The 19,828-nt window shown below is 58.8% G+C and carries 15 protein-coding genes; 13 read left to right on the top strand and 2 right to left on the bottom strand.

Annotation, left to right across the window (positions count from 1 at the left end; genetic code table 11):
* The first annotated feature begins 29 nt into the window (after positions 1-29).
* The 5 genes from AC1RBR_RS05535 (at position 30) to AC1RBR_RS05515 (ending at position 8,232) form a co-directional block, all read left to right on the top strand.
* Positions 30-545 (top strand): Hcp family type VI secretion system effector, encoded by a 516-nt coding sequence (locus AC1RBR_RS05535; RefSeq protein ID WP_003226246.1) that lies wholly within the window; start codon positions 30-32, stop codon positions 543-545.
* A 133-nt stretch (positions 546-678) separates the two neighbouring features.
* Positions 679-2,727 carry a type VI secretion system Vgr family protein gene (locus AC1RBR_RS05530; protein WP_492563364.1) on the top strand — a complete coding sequence of 683 codons (2,049 nt, stop codon included), beginning with the start codon at positions 679-681 and terminating at the stop codon, positions 2,725-2,727.
* Positions 2,728-3,600 (top strand): DUF4123 domain-containing protein, encoded by an 873-nt coding sequence (locus tag AC1RBR_RS05525; RefSeq protein WP_492563363.1) that lies wholly within the window; start codon positions 2,728-2,730, stop codon positions 3,598-3,600.
* On the top strand, positions 3,597-7,049 hold the full coding sequence (locus tag AC1RBR_RS05520) for a toxin VasX (RefSeq protein WP_492563362.1): 3,453 nt from the start codon (positions 3,597-3,599) through the stop codon (positions 7,047-7,049). The genes AC1RBR_RS05525 and AC1RBR_RS05520 overlap by 4 nt, the downstream gene beginning before the upstream one ends.
* Positions 7,042-8,232, top strand: a complete 1,191-nt coding sequence (locus AC1RBR_RS05515) for a DUF6708 domain-containing protein (protein ID WP_492563360.1) — start codon at positions 7,042-7,044, stop codon at positions 8,230-8,232. The genes AC1RBR_RS05520 and AC1RBR_RS05515 overlap by 8 nt, the downstream gene beginning before the upstream one ends.
* A 39-nt stretch (positions 8,233-8,271) precedes the next feature.
* On the opposite strand, the gene AC1RBR_RS05510 is transcribed toward AC1RBR_RS05515, so the two are convergent.
* On the bottom strand, positions 8,272-8,994 hold the full coding sequence (locus tag AC1RBR_RS05510) for a tellurite resistance TerB family protein (RefSeq protein WP_492563358.1): 723 nt from the start codon (positions 8,992-8,994) through the stop codon (positions 8,272-8,274).
* Between the two features lie 177 nt (positions 8,995-9,171).
* Between AC1RBR_RS05510 and AC1RBR_RS05505 the strand changes: the two genes are divergently transcribed.
* The 8 genes from AC1RBR_RS05505 to AC1RBR_RS05470 all read left to right on the top strand — a co-directional run bounded on the left by AC1RBR_RS05505 (position 9,172) and on the right by AC1RBR_RS05470 (position 19,211).
* Positions 9,172-10,086 carry a LysR family transcriptional regulator gene (locus AC1RBR_RS05505; protein ID WP_492563356.1) on the top strand — a complete coding sequence of 305 codons (915 nt, stop codon included), beginning with the start codon at positions 9,172-9,174 and terminating at the stop codon, positions 10,084-10,086.
* 130 nt (positions 10,087-10,216) lie between these two features.
* Positions 10,217-11,674, top strand: a complete 1,458-nt coding sequence (locus tag AC1RBR_RS05500) for a gamma-aminobutyraldehyde dehydrogenase (RefSeq protein ID WP_166496657.1) — start codon at positions 10,217-10,219, stop codon at positions 11,672-11,674.
* 85 nt (positions 11,675-11,759) lie between these two features.
* Complete coding sequence (ydcS, locus tag AC1RBR_RS05495; RefSeq protein ID WP_481396571.1) at positions 11,760-12,911, top strand: putative ABC transporter substrate-binding protein YdcS; 1,152 nt, start codon at positions 11,760-11,762, stop codon at positions 12,909-12,911.
* A 225-nt stretch (positions 12,912-13,136) separates the two neighbouring features.
* Positions 13,137-14,174 carry an ABC transporter ATP-binding protein gene (locus AC1RBR_RS05490; RefSeq protein WP_492563354.1) on the top strand — a complete coding sequence of 346 codons (1,038 nt, stop codon included), beginning with the start codon at positions 13,137-13,139 and terminating at the stop codon, positions 14,172-14,174.
* Position 14,175: 1 nt separating this feature from the next.
* Positions 14,176-15,111: an ABC transporter permease gene (locus AC1RBR_RS05485; RefSeq protein WP_492563353.1), complete on the top strand. Its 936-nt coding sequence runs from the start codon at positions 14,176-14,178 to the stop codon at positions 15,109-15,111.
* Complete coding sequence (locus AC1RBR_RS05480; protein WP_492563351.1) at positions 15,101-15,910, top strand: ABC transporter permease; 810 nt, start codon at positions 15,101-15,103, stop codon at positions 15,908-15,910. Before AC1RBR_RS05485 ends, AC1RBR_RS05480 begins: the two co-directional genes overlap by 11 nt.
* 171 nt (positions 15,911-16,081) lie before the next feature.
* Positions 16,082-17,506, top strand: a complete 1,425-nt coding sequence (locus tag AC1RBR_RS05475; RefSeq protein ID WP_492563349.1) for a gamma-aminobutyraldehyde dehydrogenase — start codon at positions 16,082-16,084, stop codon at positions 17,504-17,506.
* Positions 17,507-17,726: 220 nt separating this feature from the next.
* Positions 17,727-19,211 (top strand): APC family permease, encoded by a 1,485-nt coding sequence (locus AC1RBR_RS05470; protein ID WP_492563347.1) that lies wholly within the window; start codon positions 17,727-17,729, stop codon positions 19,209-19,211.
* Positions 19,212-19,269: 58 nt separating this feature from the next.
* Here the strand turns inward: AC1RBR_RS05470 and AC1RBR_RS05465 are convergent, their stop codons facing one another.
* Entirely contained in the window at positions 19,270-19,827 is a 558-nt protein-coding gene (locus tag AC1RBR_RS05465; RefSeq protein ID WP_492563346.1) for a hypothetical protein, read from the bottom strand.
* Position 19,828: the final 1 nt, after the last annotated feature.

Below are 19,828 nucleotides of genomic sequence, written 5' to 3'. Positions count from 1 at the left end.
CCTAAATTTATCCGCAAGGAGAGCACCCCATGGCAACACCAGCGTACATGTCGGTTACCGGCGAAAAACAAGGCCTGATCACTGCCGGCGCCTTCACCGCCGACTCCGTTGGCAACACCTACCAGGAAGGCCACGAAGACCAGGTCATGGTTCAGGCTTTCAGCCACGACGTGATCATCCCGCGTGACCCACAATCCGGTCAGCCAACCGGTCAGCGCGTTCACAAGCCAGTGATCATCACCAAGGTCTACGACAAGGCTTCGCCTCTGCTGCAAGCTGCTCTGACCTCCGGCGAGCGCATGAGCGAAATCGTTATCCAGTGGTACCGTACTTCTGCTCAAGGTACTCAAGAGCACTACTACACCACCAAACTGGAAGACGCGATCATCGTCGCCATCAACAACAAAATGCACAACTGCCAGGATCCAGGCAACTCGCACTTCACCCACCTGGAAGAAGTGCAGTTCACCTACCGCAAAATCACCTGGACCCACGAAGTATCCGGTACTTCGGGTTCCGATGACTGGCGTGCTCCAGTCGTTTAATTACGGCTGATCGTTACAAGCATCGACCAGCCCTGCTGGTCGATGTTGTTTACGCCCCTCCAGAATTTCGCGTACGTTGAGCCGTTTTTTGCGGCCGTCGACGAGCGCCGCTGTACAGCACGAGGAACAAGGGATGTTCGCGCCGGCCAATGAAACCCACTTTGCCCTGACCATCGAAGGGCTCTCCGCCGATTTTCAGGTATTCACCCTGACCGGCCGGGAAGCCATCAGCCAGCCTTTTGTCTTTGAGGTGGAGCTGGTCAGTGAGCAGCCGTCGCTGGACCTCGAAACCCTGCTGCACAAACCGGCCTTTCTGCAGTTGTCGCCCGATGGCAGCGGCATCCACGGCCAGATCTACCGCGCCGCGCAAGGTGACTCGGGCAAACGCCTGACCCGTTATTCGGTGACCCTGCGCCCGCAACTGTCGTACCTGGCGCACCGCGTCAACCAGCGGATCTTCCAGAACCTCACGGTGCCGAAAATCATCGGCATGGTCCTCGAAGAGCACGGCATTCAAAGCAACGCCTACGAATTCAAGACAGGTTCCATCTATCCCGAGCGCATCTACTGCGTGCAATACGATGAATCGGATCTGCATTTCATCCAGCGCCTGTGCGAGGAAGAAGGTATTCACTACCACTTCCAGCACAGCGCCACGGCGCACAAGCTGGTGTTCGGCGATGACCAGACAGTGTTCCCGAAACTCAAGCCAGTGGCCTACCAGCAAGATTCCGGCATGGTCGCCAGCAACCCGGTGATCAAGCGCTTCGACCTGCGTCTGGAAACCCGCACCAGCCGTACCACGCGCCGCGATTACGACTTCGAAAAACCACGCCTGACGCTGGAAAGCGAAAACCGTGGCGACGCCCTGCCCGATCTCGAAGACTACGACTACCCGGGCCGTTTCATCGACCGCGAGCGCGGCAAACACCTGGCCAAACGCGCCCTCGAACGCCACCGCAGCGACTTCCAGCTCGCCGAAGGCAAGAGTGATCAGCCGCTGCTGGTCAGCGGCCATTTCCTCGCCCTGACCGAGCACCCGAAAGCCAAATGGAATGACCTGTGGCTGCTGACCGAAGTCCTGCACGAAGGCAAGCAGCCGCAAGTGCTCGAAGAGTCGGTGACCAGCGACACCACTGCATTGAAGGACGACTTCCATCAGGGCTATCGCAACCGCTTCCAGGCCACCCCGTGGGACGTGCCGAACCGCCCGCCCCTGCGCCACCCGAAACCGCGCATCCTCGGCAGCCAGAGCGCCGTGGTCACCGGCCCCAAAGGTGAGGAGATCCACTGCGACCAGTACGGTCGGGTCAAAGTGCAATTCCACTGGGATCGCGAAGGCCAGGCTGACGACAAGACCAGTTGCTGGCTGCGCGTCTCCAGCGCCTGGGCCGGCGCCCAGTACGGCGGCATCGCCATCCCGCGCATTGGCATGGAAGTACTGGTCACCTTCCTTGAAGGCGACCCCGATCAACCACTGATCAGCGGCTGCCTGTACCACAAGGAAAACACCGTTCCGTACGATCTGCCGGCGAACAAGACTCGCAGCACCTTCAAGACCCTGAGTTCGATGGGTGGCGGTGGCTACAACGAACTGCGCATCGAAGACAAGAAAGGTCAGGAGCAGATCTTCCTCCACGCCCAGCGCGACTGGGATGAGAACATCGAACACGACCAGAAGATCCGCGTCGGCAACGAACGCCACGACACCGTCGAGCAGAACAGCTACACCGAATTCAAGGCCGAAGAACACCACACCGTCTACGCCGACCGCAAAGTCGAAGCCCGCGCCAACGACCACCTGACCGTTGGCGTGAACCAGCACATCAAGATCGGCACCGGCCAGTTCATCGACGCTGGCCAGGAAATCCACCTGAGCAGCGGCATGAAAGTCGTGCTCGAAGCCGGCGCCGAGCTGACCCTGGTCGGCGGCGGCAGCTTCATCAAGATCGACGCCGGCGGCGTGACCATGAGCGGCCCGGTGATCAACATGAACTCCGGCGGCAGCCCCGGCAGCGGCACCGGCGCCGCCCCGCTGATGCCAGGGCCGTTGAAGCAGGCGGATGCGGATAAGGCTGGGCAGGTATTGGTGCCTGCGCAGCGGCAGGCGTTACTGCAGAAGAAGCCGATTTGTGCAGTATGCGAAGCCGCCAAACTGGCCGCGCAAAAGAAGGCACAGTAAATGATCGAGCTACCGCCGCTCCCGAATGATCTGCCATGGAAAACTCCAGCCTTTCTGCTGCTGGATGGCGTCAGTGTTCCCAACCTTGCGCAGCAATTGTTTCAGTGGGACAACCAGGCCTACAGCCTGTACCAGTCCACTCGCTGGCAGGACCTGGCAGATATTTCGCCCTATTTGATCGCGCTGAAGGGCGCCAGCGATCCGCTCTTGGCGTACTTCAAAGAACATGCATCTAAGGAATGGGGTTATCTGCTTTTTAGCGACGCTGATGCTCATGATCTATGGAGACATTGGCGCAATCTACTCAGCGTGGAACACCCGAGCGGTATCGAAGTCATGCCACGGATCGCCGACCCCGCGGTGATGCATCAGCTATTTGGCCTGGCTGAAAAAACCAGCAGCGCGCGCTGGTTTGGCCCGATAAGCCATGTCTGCCTGCCGGACAGTGTTGAAATCAACTGGCAGCAACACACCCGCCCTCAACCCGCCACTACTGAACCCGATACCTATCGCTTGACGGATCAGGAACTCACCGCGTTGGGTGAAGTCGAGTTTCGTAACTTCGTCTCAGGTCTGAATGAGCACCTTCATACTTACTTCGCGGACTTCATGGCTACGTTTGCACCAGAGGATCGACGCCCTTACGCTCAAGCGCTCGCGGATAACGCCTATCAAAAGGGCTTCACTTCCGAACAGGAAATCACTCTCTACGCGAACGTCTTCGGTTACCTCGCCGGTGAGCCGGTCACTGATCATCCCGACCTCGTTCAGCTACTGACGGAATCAACGCCTGAAGTACCACTCAAACGCGTGGAACGCGCTGCAGAACTGGCCGAATACCGTGCCGCCGATCGACAAGGAAGCCTATCGTGACTGCTCATCAAATACCAAAGCCCAGTGCCAATACTGCTGCGATGGCCAAGCCGTCCAAGGACACTCGCGTGCCGATGGGCCTATGCCCTCTGATGAACAAGAAAGTGCAACTGCTGCCGCTGCGCTACGGTCTGGTTCAGCACCTTGATCCGGCTTCCGAGCTGTCGATGCCGTACAAAACCAAAAGCCAGCCGCTGGGTATTCGCTTGCTGCGCGACGGCTATCTGTACATCGTCAATGGCACTACCGGTTACCTGCACGAATACCGCATCGAGAAAGGCCAGATCACCAAACTACTGTGGAACAGTCAGGAAGTGTCGGGTGACACCCGAACCAGTTCGGTCGGTGAGCCGTATCTGGTGTTCACGCGCCAACACACTTTGTACGCCAGCTACTCCGAGATTCAGTGGACGGCCTTCAAATGCTCGCAAGTGCTCAATTCCAAGGATGAGCGCAAGCGCTTGATGCAACAGCTCGAACTGGCAAGCGCCTGCCCGGAAAAGGGTGGCGAGCATTTGTTGAGCAAGCAGCAGGCGCAAAAATGGGTCGCCGAAGTAGCAGAAAACGCCTCAGAGCGCGATTCATCGGGGGTTGTCGATCTGGCACAGATATCCGCCCTCCCCGAAGGCGTCAACCCCGAAGAAACACAGGCCTACCACTGGGAAGATCAGCCATTATTCCAGAGCACTGCCCTCGAAACGCTGACCAGCAAAGTACAAGGCGCTTACAAGGATGATTACTTGTTTCTGGTACTGCGCGACGACATCGGCGTCATGCGTGATCTGGCCAGTGCCCAGTTGAAAGTGGCCGACTGGATCGAGCAATGGAGCTCAGATGACCAGTGCCAGGCACAGTACCTCACCGGTTCCTATATCCAGTCGTTGTATGACGTAAACGGGCCCCGACTGGAGGCGTTGAGCAAAACCGATCCGGATATCCAGGCACTCAAAGACGACACTAACGAAGCACAACAAGCGCAGATTTATGAATACCTGAGGGTTCGTCGAGAAAACCGCAATCCCGGGATCTTCGGTACCGAAGCGTATTGGCGAGAAGTGGCTGATAAAGATCCTTATGCCCGCGCCCTCGTCGACCTTTGGGACTCCATGGGGTACTCGCTCTACCGTAAACACCAGGACACCTTGAATAAACTGAGCCTGCAAAGCTATTACTCAATGCACGGCAAGGAACTTGGTCAGCGTGGCGTTGACGATTTGGTCAATCGCGCAGAGATGGAGGCCTTTGTCGTAAAACAGCAAATGCTGCTGAGTCACTGGCACAGACGCCTGAACAACATACGGGAAGACCGGTTGAATATGTTCACGAGCGGTTACTTCCACCGCGCGGCCTGGTACTACGACTTTAATCTCGATGCGCAGATCAAACATCGTCTGGAGACCGAGTTTGTCTGCGTGGCCGCGATGTGCGCCGATCCAGCGGCCGTTGCGAAAATGGCCGCCTACATGGAAGCCAACCTGCTCATAACGGTTCCGGGGCTCGACACCCTCACCCTTGCCTCACAAGTCGATCTCTCAAAAAAACTGGCGGACTTGAGCAGTTTCACTATCAACGTGATCTCGGCCAAGGAAAACCTCGCCAACATCAATGTGCTGACCAACCAGTTCCACAGCCTGATGAGCGAGCACCTGCCCAACTTCACCAAACTGGACACGCAGTTCAAGGGCATGCAAAGCATGCTGGACGGAGCCTATAACCCGGCCCGTGAGATGCAACTTGCCGATGAACTGGACAAGACAAGTTCAGCATTCAGCCGCGGACAAAACATCGACCCCAACCGCTATATCCGCAAAATCGGCGCACCGGCACGCTTGCAAATGTTGCGTGAATTTTCCCGTCGGGGGCTGACGCTACGCGTAGCCACATCGGCGGAGCTCGCGGCATTCACTCAGGCTCGAGAACAGGCGCTGAACTTGCGCAGCCAATTAAAAGATACTTACAAACAGCGCAATCGGGAGTTGGCCCGACAAGCTGCCGATTCTGCGGCGCCCAACACTGCAAAGCTTCTAAACCAACGCATCGAGCAACTGAAAAAAGAGTTGATACCGCTAGAAGAAAAGCTGAGTGACGCCTTGACTGTCGGCGGCGATGGTCCTGCGAAAATCGGCACAGTGATAGAGGGTCTGGACCCGCAGTTACGTGCGGAGATGGGCCGAACTGTGCGTGATTTCAGGGCAACAGGAACACTCAAAAAACCGCTGGAGGGAGTTCTTAAATCCAAAGGAGACGGAATCGCGTTTGTATTGTTTGTGATTCAAGGGCAAAAGTTTATTGAAGCGATGACGTCAATGAATGCGAAAAGCACCGCTACTCTAGCTGACAAGCTCGCAGCGTTTGAGGCATTCGTGGGGATGTCAGCGGCGGGTTTCGCGTCTGTTCAAGGTTTATCTGTAACGGTATTTCAGGCTCATATAGAACAAATGGAGAGTGCTGCCGGGAAGCTCAACACAATGAGCCGTTTAGGTCGCTGGACCAGCATTGCGGGATTGGGGGCATATGCGTTTGGCGTCGCGGCGGCAGCAATTGACTTGGGCAAACACTCACTGCAATGGGGCAAAGCGTTGACGCAGGGCGACTACAAAAGCCTGGGAGCCACTACATTGCAAATTACCGGTGATGGAATACTGGTCGGTACCAATACGTGGGCAGCTAAACACACGACTGCCATAGCCACTAACATCATGAAAGCTCCAGCAGGGCTACGCGCACTGGCGTGGGCTGAGGCCAGCCCACGTATTTTGGCGATCAGCGTACGCGCCAATCTAATCGGATTGATCGCCACCGCGCTGCAACTGGTGGGCGAGAGCCTTTACAATTACTTCAATCTGGATGATTTACAAAAATGGATGGAAAGCAGTGTCTGGGGTCTTAAGACCAAAAATCGTAACGTTCAGGACGAGTGGAATGAACTGGCGAAAGTCGTGCAGAAACCAACTTGTGAGTTGGTCCGCCCGCAACTCCGGCAGACCTACCTGAAAGTGATATTGCCGGGTGTCTGCACCCAGGAAATGGATAGCCGTAAATTGCGATTACAGGTTTACGAACAATACCGTGAAACCAAAAACAGACATCTTGGCCCGGGACCATTTCCTCTGATCTGGAAAGAAGCTACCGCCGTTTGGGTCACTCGCTTCATTGTGGCGAGCAAAGGACAAGAAGCATTGACACTCCATTTGCCCATCAGCGAATTTTTGCAAACCAAGGACTTTGCCTTGGCTTTGAACATCGGTTACCAATTGGAGACCGAACGCGACATCATGCATCAGACCATTTTCAGGAATAGCGACTGGCACATTACTGGTGCGCCTTACAGGCAAGACCCGACGCTGGGCACGTTTAAAGTCGATTCTGTTGACACAATGCCGACTGGAACAGGCAAGACTCAGTTCATATTTTTAAGGAAAGAAGACATGGCGACTGTCGATGTTTAAGGCACTATTCACGCGTAAAAATCGTCATGATGCAGCCGAGTCTGAACCGGACATCCGCAGCCGGAGACCTTGCGCCGGGGAAATCCGCGTCAGCAGTTTAAGCGAGACCCTGTTCCTGTCGCCTTTACCCGTTTACACCGGTCAGCCTCAGTCATCACGCCGTAATTTTTCGGAGATGAACGACACCTATCTAGAGTTGGGTGGCAACAATTGGGGGATGGTAGAGCAAGGAAAAATACTCGCAGCAGGAATCTGGATGATCCTGGGGACGGCATTCGTCGTCCCTGTACTTATTTCAACTTGGCTCGTAGTTTTCCAGCCTCCCGGCATTGAGCGGAGTTTTTTTGAGACACTCAGAGGTATCTTGCCGGTCTTCGCGACGGGGTCGCTTCTTCTGTTTCTTCCGATAGGCGCGTACTTATACGGAATGCTCTCCGACGTGTTCAAAGGAACAAAAACCTACCCTGTTCGTTTCAATCGTCAACGCCGCGAAGTCTGCTACGTCGACAGCAAAACCCATCGTGTATTGATCACTCCTTGGGAACGCGTCGTCGCCTGGGTCTCCAACACGCAAGGCATCACCAGTTACGGAGCCACCCGGCAGTACACTTTTGGTATGGGTCTGGAAGATGACGAACAGGACAAAGTGCAATTTCTGCTGCTGCAACAGGCCAGTGATGCACACGCCTTGGGAATGTGGGCATCCATTCGCAATTACATGGAAGACGGTCAACTCGTTGATGTCCCGAATCCAATGCTTAAAGCGCTGGGGCTGGTGCCGACCGGGGATCGGCTAAGGCCGTATGAAGGGCTGCACAGCTTTGAAATAGAGCGTGAAGATGCGCGTGCGATGGGGTCTCTGGACGATGGCGGGGACGACCTGACGCCTGAACAGCGCGAGCAATATGGATACTCCAAACGATCCCGTTGGCCGCTTCGCCGCTGGTATATCTGGCGCGTGCTGAGCTTCTGGAAAATGCCTTACTTACTTGCCGAATGGGCGCATCGCAAAGGTCGGCCTACGCTTCCGGAACAAGTGCAGGCATGGTCTCAGCCGTTGCCTCCTGAGCAATGGGCCAAGCCCAGCGCTGCATTGGTAAAAGCCAATCAAATGGTCAAGACCGCCATGGACAAGAAAGGCGCAACGTTCGTCGAAGCCTGCAAGGCTGCTGGATTGCACTGAGACAACCGCGCCAGCAGCGCACGCAGGCAACAACCGAAATCAGACTGTCGCGAGGCGCACCTGCTTCTCCAGCTCCACCTTCAACCCCGGCTCCAGCTTCAACTGCCGCGCCAGTTCATCCAGATAGCTCTTCTCCATAAAACTCTCCTCATCCACCAGCATCACGCTGGCGATGTACATCTCGGCGGCCATCTCCGGAGTACTCGCGGCGCGGGCGACATCGGTCGGGTCGAGGGGTTTGTTGAGTTCGGCGTGCAGCCAGTGTTGCAGTTCCTGATCGTTGTCGAGTTTGGTGAATTCGCCTTCGATCAACTGGCGCTCGCGATCATCGATATGGCCGTCGGCTTTGGCGGCGGCGACCAGCGCTTTTAGAATCGCCTGACTGTGTTGTTCGGCTTGTGCCGGCGGCAGGCGATCCAGAGTTTGCGGTTCGTTCTGCGGTGCGGTGCCTTTTTGTGCGTTGTAGTTGCCGTAGGCCTTGTACGCCAGCACACCCAGCGCTGCGAGCCCGCCGTAAATCGCAACTTTGCCGCCGACCTTGCGCACTTTCTTGTTACCCAGCAGCAAGCCCATCGCGCCCGCCGCCAATGCGCCACCGCCAGCACCTGACAGCAGACCGCCGAGGCCACTGCCACCAGAAGAGCCACCAAGCAAACCGCCCAGCCCGCCAGCCGACGGTTTGTTCGGCGCCCCGCCAGCCTTGTTCTGCAACAGATCCTGGCCGGATTTGAGTAGTTGATCGAGCAATCCACGGGTGTTCATGTTCCGCCTCCAAAACAGGGGTTATCCGGATCTATCAGGCCCTCAGCCTAGTTCGAAAGTGCCCCGCGCCTGCTCGCGAGAGTGCTTCCAGATGTTGCTTCGCCTGCAACAGCCCTTCGTGAAAATAGATATACACTCAGGCCAATCGATAAAAACCGCCCACCGGGTACCCTTCTCATGATGACCCTGCGTCAGATCCGTCACTTCATCGCGGTGGCCGAGACCGGCTCGATTTCCGCCGCCGCGCAAACCGCGTTCATTTCCCAGTCGACCCTGACCCTGGCGATCCAGCAACTGGAAGAGGAAATCGGCGTCAGCCTGTTCAGCCGTCACGCCAAGGGCATGACCCTGACGCATCAGGGTCATCAATTCCTGCGGCAGGCGCATCTGATTCTGGCCACCGTGGATAACGCCAAACGCAGCCTGCAACAGAGCACCGATCAGGTCGCCGGGCAGTTGATCGTCGGGGTGACCAGCCTGGTCGCCGGTTATTACCTCGCCGATCTGCTGACCCGGTTCCAGCGCGCCTATCCCAACGTCGAGATTCGGGTGATGGAGGATGAGCGGCCGTACATCGAGCATTTGCTGGTCAGCGGCGAGATCGATGTCGGCGTGCTGATTCTCTCCAACCTCGAAGACCGCCAAGCCCTGCAGACCGAAGTGCTGACTCACTCGCCGCATCGTCTGTGGCTGCCGGCCCAGCATCCACTGCTGGAACACGACAGCATCAACCTCGCCGACGTCGCTCGCGAACCGCTGATTCAACTGAATGTTGATGAAATGGATCGCAACGCCCAAAGGCTGTGGCGCGGCGCCGGGCTGCAACCGAAGATCACTCTGCGCACCGCTTCCACCGAAGCCGTGCGAAGTCTGGTGGCGGCGGGTTTGGGTGTGTCAATCCAGCCGGACATGACCTATCGCCCATGGTCACTGGAGGGCGACATCATCGAAGCGCGGCCGATTGCCGACCTCAACCAGACCCTCGACGTCGGCCTGGCCTGGCGCCGAGGGACCGCGCGCCCGGCTCTGGTCGATCCATTTCTGACCGTGGCCCGCGAACAGCCCCACGGCGGACGCAAGCCATCTATTTAATCGAATGCCACCTTCAGTATTTAGAATTTGTCGACCTCGGAGCCGCGCACTAGTCTTGCTGCATCTATAAGACGGTCGGCTCCCGGGCACGGGAGCCACAATGACCACACAAGAAAAGAGATCGCGGAAAATGGCTGGCGTGCAGACCCCGATGTGTACCGCGTTGCTGATCGACGGCGAACTGGTCGCCGGGCAAGGTTTTGTCGAACCGATCCTCAACCCGGCCACCGGTGAAGTCCTCACCCACATCGCCGAGGCCAGCACCGAGCAGGTCGAAACGGCGATTCTCGCCGCCCACCGCGCCTTTGCCGAATGGTCGCGCACCACGCCCCAACAACGTTCCAACCTGCTGCTGGAAATCGCCAGCGCGGTGGAAAAACACGCTGACTACCTCGCCCGCCTCGAAGCGCTGAACTGCGGCAAGCCGCTGCACCTGGCGCGGCAGGACGATCTGACCGCCACCGTTGACGTGTTCCGTTTCTTTGCCGGCGCCGTGCGCTGCCAGACCGGCCAGCTCAGCGGCGAGTACCTGCCGGGTTACACCAGTATGGTGCGCCGCGATCCGATTGGCGTGGTGGCGTCGATTGCGCCGTGGAACTACCCGATCATGATGGCCGCGTGGAAAATCGCCCCGGCCCTCGCCGCCGGCAACACCCTGGTGTTCAAGCCGTCCGAACACACGCCGCTGTCGATCCTCGCACTGGCGCCAGCACTCGCCGAGATCCTGCCGCGTGGGGTGATCAACATCATCTGCGGCGGCGGTGAAGGCGTCGGCAGCCATCTGGTCGGCCACGCCAAGGTGCGCATGGTCTCGTTGACCGGCGATATCGTCACCGGGCAGAAAATCCTCCAGGCCGCGGCGAAAACCCTGAAACGCACACACCTGGAACTCGGCGGCAAGGCCCCGGTGATTGTCTGCAATGATGCCGACATTCAAGCGGTGGTCGACGGCGTGCGCACCTACGGTTATTACAACGCCGGGCAGGACTGCACCGCCGCGTGCCGGATCTACGCGCAGGCCGGGATTCACGACAAACTGGTCGCCGAACTCGGCGCGGCGGTCAGCAGCCTGCGCTTCGCCGGCAAACGCGATGCCGACAACGAGATCGGCCCGCTGATCAGCACCCGCCAGCGCGATCGCGTCGCCAGTTTCGTTGAACGTGCCCTCGGCCAGCCGCACATCGAACGGGTGACCGGCGCGGCGGTGCATTCCGGCGCCGGGTTCTTCTACCAACCGACGTTGCTGGCCGGTTGCAAACAGACTGATGAAATCGTCCAGCGCGAAGTGTTCGGCCCGGTGGTCACCGTGACCCGCTTCGACGAACTCGCGCAAGCCGTGGACTGGGCCAACGACTCCGAATACGGCCTCGCCTCGTCGGTGTGGACGCAGAATCTGGACAAGGCAATGCAGGTCGCCGCCCGCTTGCAGTACGGCTGCACCTGGATCAACAGCCATTTCATGCTGGTCAGCGAAATGCCCCACGGCGGGTTGAAACGCTCCGGATACGGCAAAGACTTGTCCAGTGACTCGCTGCAGGACTACAGCGTGGTGCGGCACATCATGGCCCGCCACGGCCAGCATCTCTGACTACGCTAATAACAAGCCGCAAAACGGCATGGCTTCACCGCGTTCACAACTGCCCCGACCATAATTTAAAGAAGAGGGTTCAACCATGTTCGTGCACAAGACCGCACTGCTCAGTGCAATCACCACAGCCCTGCTGGCCAGCGCCAGCCTGCAAGCTGCCGAGCCGCTGAAAGCGGTCGGCGCCGGCGAAGGTCAGCTGGATATTGTCGCCTGGCCGGGTTACATCGAACGTGGCGAGAGCGACAAGGCCTACGACTGGGTGAGCGGATTCGAGAAGGAAACCGGCTGCAAGGTCAACGTGAAGACTGCCGCCACCTCCGACGAGATGGTCAGCCTGATGGCCAAGGGCGGTTACGATCTGGTCACCGCATCGGGTGATGCCTCGTTGCGCTTGATCGTCGGCAAGCGCGTGCAGCCGATCAACACCGCATTGATCCCGAACTGGAAAACCCTCGATCCACGGCTGAAAGATGCGCCGTGGTACGTGGTCAACAACCAGACCTACGGCACCCCGTATCAGTGGGGCCCGAACGTGCTGATGTACAACACCAACGTGTTCAAGACGCCGCCGACCAGCTGGAACGTACTGTTCGACGCGCAGAATTTCCCCGACGGCAAACCGAACAAGGGCCGCGTGCAGGCCTATGACGGCCCGATCTACATCGCCGACGCGGCGTTGTATCTGAAAACCGCCAAGCCGGAGCTGGGGATCAGTGATCCGTATCAACTCACCGAAGCGCAGTACAAAGCCGTGCTCGATCTGTTGCGCGCGCAGCAACCGCTGATCCACCGCTACTGGCATGACACCACGGTACAAATGAGCGACTTCAAGAACGAAGGCGTGGTGGCGTCGAGTGCCTGGCCGTATCAGGTCAACGGCCTGATCAACGAGAAACAGCCGATCGCTTCGACCATCCCCAAAGAAGGCGCCACCGGTTGGGCCGACACCACCATGCTGCACGCCGAAGCCAAGCACCCGAACTGCGCTTACAAGTGGATGGACTGGTCGCTGCAGCCGAAAGTCCAGGGGGACGTGGCGGCGTGGTTTGGTTCGCTGCCAGCCGTGCCGGCGGCGTGCAAGGAGAGCGAACTGCTCGGCGCCGAGGGTTGCAAGACCAATGGCTTCGACCAGTTCGACAAGATCGCCTTCTGGAAAACCCCGCAGGCTGAAGGGGGCAAGTTTGTGCCTTATAGCCGCTGGACTCAGGACTACATTGCGATCATGGGCGGCCGCTGACACGCCGCTCACCTGTGGCGAGGGAGCTTGCTCCCGCTGGGTGGCGAAGCCGCCCCAAGACCTGGCAATGCGGTCTGCCAGTCAAATCGCATGTGGCCAATTTGGGAGTGCTGCGCACTCCAGCGGGAGCAAGCTCCCTCGCCACAAAAGCAACAAGATTCAGCTTTTTCAGAAGTCCAGGCGAGGGCCGCTGCGACGGCCCACGCCTTTTTGGAGCACCGCACCATGACGCTTGCAGTCCAGTTCACCAATGTTTCCCGGCAGTTCGGCGAGGTGAAGGCCGTTGACCGGGTTTCCATCGATATCCAGGACGGCGAGTTCTTTTCCATGCTCGGCCCTTCCGGCTCGGGCAAGACCACTTGCCTGCGCCTGATCGCCGGTTTCGAACAACCGAGCGCCGGCTCGATCCGCATTCACGGCGCGGAAGCCGCCGGTCTGCCGCCGTATCAACGTGATGTGAACACCGTCTTTCAGGACTACGCGCTGTTCCCGCACATGAACGTGCTGGACAACGTCGCCTACGGCTTGAAGGTCAAAGGCGTGAGCAAAACCGAGCGCCACAAGCGCGCCGAAGAGGCGTTGGACATGGTCGCCCTCGGCGGTTATGGCGCACGCAAACCGGTGCAGTTGTCCGGCGGTCAGCGCCAGCGTGTCGCCCTCGCCCGCGCTTTGGTCAATCGCCCACGGGTGCTGTTGCTTGATGAGCCGTTGGGCGCGCTCGATTTGAAATTGCGCGAGCAGATGCAAAGCGAACTGAAGAAGCTGCAACGCCAACTCGGCATCACTTTTATCTTCGTCACCCACGACCAGACCGAAGCGCTGTCGATGTCCGACCGTGTCGCGGTATTCAACAAAGGCCGCATCGAGCAGGTCGACACCCCGCGCAATCTGTACATGAAACCCACCACCACCTTCGTCGCCGAATTCGTCGGTACCTCGAACGTGATTCGCGGCGATCTGGCTCGCCAGCTCAGCGGCCATCCGAAGCCATTTTCGATTCGCCCGGAACACGTGCGTTTCGCCGAAGGCCCACTCGCCAGCCACGAAATCGAAGTCAGCGGATTGCTCCATGACATCCAGTATCAGGGCAGCGCCACGCGCTATGAACTGACGCTGGAAAACGGCCAGACCCTGAGCATCAGCCACGCCAACAATCAGTGGATCGACAGCAGCGCACAACACCAGACCGGCCAGCGCCTGAGCGCACGCTGGGCGCGGGAAGCGATGGTCCCCCTGCATGACACCGTGGCCGGCGGGGTGTGAAATGAGCACGCTCACGCTGACTCAAGCACCGCCCTTGCGCCGTTTTTCCAACCTGCTCTATCGCAAGCCGAACCTGTACTTGTCGATGCTGCTGATACCGCCACTGCTGTGGTTCGGCGCGATCTATCTCGGCTCGCTGCTGGTGCTGCTGTGGCAGGGTTTCTACACCTTCGACGACTTCACCATGGCGGTCACACCTGACCTGACGCTGGCGAATTTTGCCGCGCTGTTTCAGCCGTCGAACTTCGACATCATCCTGCGCACGCTGAGCATGGCCATCGTCGTGTCGATCGCCAGCGCCATCGTCGCGTTCCCGATTGCCTATTACATGGCGCGCTACACCACGGGCAAAACCAAGGCGTTTTTCTACATCGCGGTGATGCTGCCGATGTGGGCCAGTTACATCGTCAAGGCCTACGCCTGGACGTTGCTGCTGGCCAAGGGCGGTGTGGCGCAATGGTTCGTCCAGCATCTGGGGCTGGAGCCGATGTTGCAGTTCATTCTGGGGATTCCCGGCGTCGGTGGCAGCACCTTGTCGACCTCGCATCTGGGGCGGTTCATGGTGTTTGTCTACATCTGGCTGCCGTTCATGATCCTGCCGATTCAGGCCTCGCTGGAGCGCTTGCCGCCGTCGCTGTTGCAGGCGTCTGCCGACCTTGGCGCGAAGCCGCGTCAGACCTTCATGCAAGTGATTCTGCCGCTGTCGATTCCCGGAATTGCTGCCGGCTCGATCTTCACCTTTTCGCTGACCCTGGGCGATTTCATCGTGCCGCAATTGGTCGGACCGCCGGGCTATTTCGTTGGCAGCATGGTGTACGCGCAGCAAGGTGCGATCGGCAACATGCCGATGGCGGCGGCGTTCACCTTGGTGCCGATTGTGTTGATCGCGGTTTATCTGTCCATCGTCAAACGTCTGGGGGCCTTCGATGCACTCTGAGCGCGCTTCACTGGGCCTGCGCATTGCCGCCTGGGGCGGGTTGGTGTTCCTGCACTTCCCGATCCTGATCATCTTTCTTTACGCCTTCAACACAGAGGAAGCGGCGTTCAGCTTTCCGCCCAAGGGCTTCACCTTGCACTGGTTCAGCGTGGCGTTTTCGCGGCCGGATGTTTTGGAGGCGATCAAGCTCTCATTGCAGATCGCAGCCATCGCCACGTTGATTGCGATGGTGCTCGGCACACTGGCTTCAGCCGCGTTGTACCGCCGCGACTTCTTCGGCAAACAAGGCATTTCACTGATGCTGATTTTGCCGATCGCATTGCCGGGGATCATCACCGGGATCGCACTGTTGGCGACGTTCAAGACGCTGGGGATCGAGCCGGGGATGTTCACCATCATCGTCGGCCACGCGACCTTCTGTGTGGTGATCGTCTACAACAATGTCATCGCCCGTCTGCGCCGTACCTCGCACAGCCTGATCGAAGCCTCGATGGACCTCGGCGCCGACGGCTGGCAAACCTTTCGCTACATCATCCTGCCGAACCTCGGCTCGGCGTTGCTGGCGGGCGGCATGCTGGCGTTTGCGCTGTCGTTCGACGAAATCATCGTCACCACATTCACCGCTGGCCACGAACGTACGTTGCCGCTGTGGCTGCTCAACCAGCTCAGCCGCCCACGGGATGTGCCGGTGACCAACGTCGTCGCCATGCTGGTGATGCTGGTGACCATGCTGCCGATTCTCGGCGCGTATTACCTGACCCGCGGCGGCGAGAGTGTCGCGGGCAGTGGCGGGAAATAATCGAATAACTGAAGAAACCGGATCGAAATGTGGGAGCGGGCTTGCTCGCGAAGAGGCAATCAAATTCAGCATTGATGTCGGCTGACCCACCGCTTTCGCGAGCAAGCCCGCTCCCACAATGGAACCCGGTTTCTTCAGAAAAATAACAATTGCTTCGAAGAGGACAACAACATGCAAACCAGACTCTTGATCAACGGCCAGCTGGTCAACGGCGAAGGCCCGGCGCAACCGGTGCTCAATCCTTCACTCGGCAGCGTACTGGTGGAAATCAACGAAGCCAGCGAGGCCCAGGTCGATGCCGCCGTGCGCGCCGCCGACAACGCCTTCGCCGGGTGGTCGCAAACCACGCCGAAAGACCGTTCGCTGTTGCTGCTCAAACTCGCCGACGCCATTGAAGCCCATGGCGAGGAACTGGCGAAACTCGAATCCGACAACTGCGGCAAACCCTACAGCGCCGCACTGAACGACGAGATCCCGGCGATTGCCGACGTGTTCCGTTTCTTCGCCGGTGCCAGCCGTTGCATGAGCGGTTCGGCCGGTGGCGAATACCTGCCCGGCCACACCTCGATGATCCGTCGTGATCCGGTCGGCGTGATCGCCTCCATCGCGCCGTGGAACTACCCGCTGATGATGGTCGCCTGGAAAATCGCCCCGGCCCTCGCTGCCGGTAATACCGTTGTGCTCAAGCCGTCGGAACAAACCCCGCTGACCGCGTTGCGTCTGGCCGAACTGGCGTCGGAAATCTTCCCGGCTGGCGTACTCAATCTGGTGTTCGGTCGCGGTCCTACCGTCGGCAGCCCGTTGGTCACGCATCCGAAGGTGCGCATGGTCTCGCTGACCGGCTCCATCGCCACCGGTTCGAACATCATTTCCAGCACCGCCGACAGCGTCAAACGCATGCACATGGAACTGGGGGGCAAAGCGCCGGTGATCATCTTCGACGACGCCGACATCGATGCCGCCGTCGAAGGCATCCGCACCTTCGGCTTCTATAACGCCGGGCAGGACTGCACCGCCGCGTGCCGGATCTACGCGCAGCAAGGCATTTACGACAAGTTTGTCGAGAAGCTCGGCGCGGCGGTCAGCAGCATCAAGTACGGCTTGCAGGATGATCCGTCGACCGAGTTGGGGCCGCTGATCACCGCGCAACATCGCGACCGCGTGGCCGCGTTCGTCGAACGCGCCGTGGCGCAGTCGCACATTCGCTTGATCACGGGTGGCAAGGCTGTGGAAGGCGACGGCTTCTTCTTCGAACCGACGGTGCTGGCCGACGCGCAACAGGATGACGAAATCGTCCGCCGTGAAGTGTTCGGGCCGGTGGTGTCGGTGACCCAGTTCACCGATGAAGCGCAGGCGCTGGAGTGGGCCAACGATTCCGACTACGGCCTGGCGTCCTCGGTGTGGACGGCGGATGTCGGACGCGCGCATCGCTTGTCCGCGCGATTGCAGTACGGCTGCACCTGGGTCAACACACACTTCATGCTCGTCAGCGAAATGCCCCATGGCGGTCAGAAATTGTCCGGCTACGGCAAGGACATGTCCATGTACGGGCTGGAGGACTACACCACGGTTCGGCATGTGATGTTCAAGCACTAAGCCTTTAAAAGCTTCGCGAGCAAGCCCGCTCCCACACGGGGACGCATTCCAAGGTGGGAGCGGGCTTGCTCGCGAAGGCGTCACCTCGGTTTCAGGAAGAAAACCGGCATTACGCACCACCAGGATCCCAAAACAATAACTACCGACCCGGGCGGCGCCCGCAAAGCCCCGCCACGGCTTCGGCCATCCGAAATCTGCCGATTTCACGGAGCAAACACCCATGAGTGCCTCACCCGAACTCTCGGCCGCCGTCCCCGACAGCGATGCCGAACAACTGCGCAAACTCGGCTACACCTCGAACTTCAACCGCAGCATGAGCCTGTGGGAAAACTTCGCCCTGGGCTTCACCTATCTGTCACCGGTCGTAGGGGTTTATACCCTGTTCGGTCTGTGCCTCGCCGCTGGTGGCCCGCCGATGTTCTGGGCTTACCTGCTGGTCGGTTGCGGCCAGCTGCTGGTGTGCCTGATCTTCGGCGAAGTGGTTTCGCAGTTCCCGATTTCCGGTGGCGTTTATCCATGGGCGCGGCGTCTGGTCGGCAAGAAATGGGCGTGGATGGTCGGCTGGATCTACTCCATCGCCCTGTGCGTGACCATTGCTGCGGTGGCTGTCGGTGCCGGCCCGTATCTGGCGGCGATGCTCGGATTTGAGCCAAGCAACAACACCAACATTGTCATCGCGCTGGTGCTGACCCTGTTTGCCACGCTGGTCAATCTGAGCGGCACCAAAGTGCTGGCGCGCATCGCCATGTTCGGCTTCCTCTGCGAACTGATCGGTGCGGTGATCGTTGGCGTGTACCTGCTGATCTTCGAACGTCATCAACCGATCAGCGTGCTGTTCAACACCTTCGACATCAGCGTTGACGGCTCGTACCTGCCGGCGTTCCTCACCGCCTCGCTGGCGGGGATGTTCCTCTACTACGGCTTCGAGGCCTGCGGCGACGTTGCCGAAGAAACCCCGAACCCGAGCGCAAAAATACCGGTGGCCATGCGCATGACCATCTACATCGGCGGCATCGCAGCAATGTTCGCCTGCCTGGCGCTGATCCTCGCCGTGCCGGACATGCAAGCGGTGATCAACGGCACCGACAAAGATCCAGTCACCACCATCCTCAACAATGCCTTCGGCCCGGTCGGTTCGAAAGTAGTGATGGGCGTGGTGATGATTTCCTTCATTTCTTGCGTCATCAGCCTACAGGCCGCGGCGAGCCGTCTGCTGTATTCCTACGCTCGCGACGAAATGGTCATCGGCAGCCGACTGCTGAAAAAGATTTCTCCTACAACCCAGGTGCCAGTTGCCGCACTGTTCGTGTCCGGCGTCCTGCCCGCCCTGATCATCGCCCTCGGCTTCTTCCTGCAAGACGCCGTGGCCACCATCGTCAGCTTCGCCGCCATCGGCATCTACCTCGCGTTCCAGATGATCGTCCTCGCTGCCCTCTACGCCCGCAGCAAAGGCTGGAAACCCAGCGGCAAATTCACCCTCGGCGCATGGGGCTGGCCGGTGAACATCGGCGCGCTGGTGTACGGCGTTGGCGCAATCATCAACATGGCCTGGCCACGTACGCCGGATGCGGCGTGGTACGTGAACTATGCGATGGTGCTGAGCACGGCGATCGTGATTGGACTGGGGCTGGTTTATATGTGGATCGGCAAGCCGTATGACCATGGAAAGGCACCGGCTGGGGATGCTTGGAAGGTGAGTCGCTAAGAGCGTTTGATCCCGGCACCGACAAGGTGCCGGGGTTCAGGTAAGCCGTGAAACCTCATCAAAAAGAAAGCTCCGCCTGATCGTGCTTCAACAGGGAAATACGGTCGAACAGTTTGATTTTTTCATTGGCTTTTTGCTTGGCGTGATCGGACATGAATGCAATCAATTCTTCGAGCTGACTGACGTCTCCGACCACCTTGAATTCCTTTTCCTTGTTAACGAAAACAAGCGACTTCTTCTTTCTCGACAACAGTTCAATGACGTTACTGAGCGTACCGGTGCTCTTTGCGTCCCAGATCATCAAACCGTAGTCAGCTGCTTCGGCCATGACGACGTCTTTCTCGGTGAAGAAGGCTCTCGACCCCTTGGAATGCTTGGAGTCGACTGTTCTGGCGGGCCACTGTCCAAGATTATTCCTAGGAGCAGAACCGCTGCAGAACACCGTGGTTTTGGATCGTTCGAGACTCAGCAGGTACTCCTGAATGGAGGTATCGGCGCCACCTGCATCCCCAACCACCACCTGAAAATCTGACGCAACGATATTATTGATGCGCTCTTTAACCTTCGGATCAAGGTTCTTGATGTTGATAGAGCCAGCAATAAATACAGTCGTCATT

It is taken from the genome of Pseudomonas sp. GW823-FHT01D03 (genome assembly GCF_058798255.1).
This window is presented reverse-complemented; position numbering and strand designations above follow the sequence as displayed.

Coding starts and splice junctions, on each gene's coding strand:
- AC1RBR_RS05535 (WP_003226246.1), top strand. CDS start 30: ATGGCAACACCAGCGTACATGTCGGTTACCGGCGAAAAACAAGGCCTG.
- AC1RBR_RS05530 (WP_492563364.1), top strand. CDS start 679: ATGTTCGCGCCGGCCAATGAAACCCACTTTGCCCTGACCATCGAAGGG.
- AC1RBR_RS05525 (WP_492563363.1), top strand. CDS start 2,728: ATGATCGAGCTACCGCCGCTCCCGAATGATCTGCCATGGAAAACTCCA.
- AC1RBR_RS05515 (WP_492563360.1), top strand. CDS start 7,042: ATGTTTAAGGCACTATTCACGCGTAAAAATCGTCATGATGCAGCCGAG.
- AC1RBR_RS05510 (WP_492563358.1), bottom strand. CDS start 8,994: ATGAACACCCGTGGATTGCTCGATCAACTACTCAAATCCGGCCAGGAT.
- AC1RBR_RS05505 (WP_492563356.1), top strand. CDS start 9,172: ATGATGACCCTGCGTCAGATCCGTCACTTCATCGCGGTGGCCGAGACC.
- AC1RBR_RS05500 (WP_166496657.1), top strand. CDS start 10,217: ATGGCTGGCGTGCAGACCCCGATGTGTACCGCGTTGCTGATCGACGGC.
- ydcS (WP_481396571.1), top strand. CDS start 11,760: ATGTTCGTGCACAAGACCGCACTGCTCAGTGCAATCACCACAGCCCTG.
- AC1RBR_RS05490 (WP_492563354.1), top strand. CDS start 13,137: ATGACGCTTGCAGTCCAGTTCACCAATGTTTCCCGGCAGTTCGGCGAG.
- AC1RBR_RS05485 (WP_492563353.1), top strand. CDS start 14,176: ATGAGCACGCTCACGCTGACTCAAGCACCGCCCTTGCGCCGTTTTTCC.
- AC1RBR_RS05480 (WP_492563351.1), top strand. CDS start 15,101: ATGCACTCTGAGCGCGCTTCACTGGGCCTGCGCATTGCCGCCTGGGGC.
- AC1RBR_RS05475 (WP_492563349.1), top strand. CDS start 16,082: ATGCAAACCAGACTCTTGATCAACGGCCAGCTGGTCAACGGCGAAGGC.
- AC1RBR_RS05470 (WP_492563347.1), top strand. CDS start 17,727: ATGAGTGCCTCACCCGAACTCTCGGCCGCCGTCCCCGACAGCGATGCC.
- AC1RBR_RS05465 (WP_492563346.1), bottom strand. CDS start 19,827: ATGACGACTGTATTTATTGCTGGCTCTATCAACATCAAGAACCTTGAT.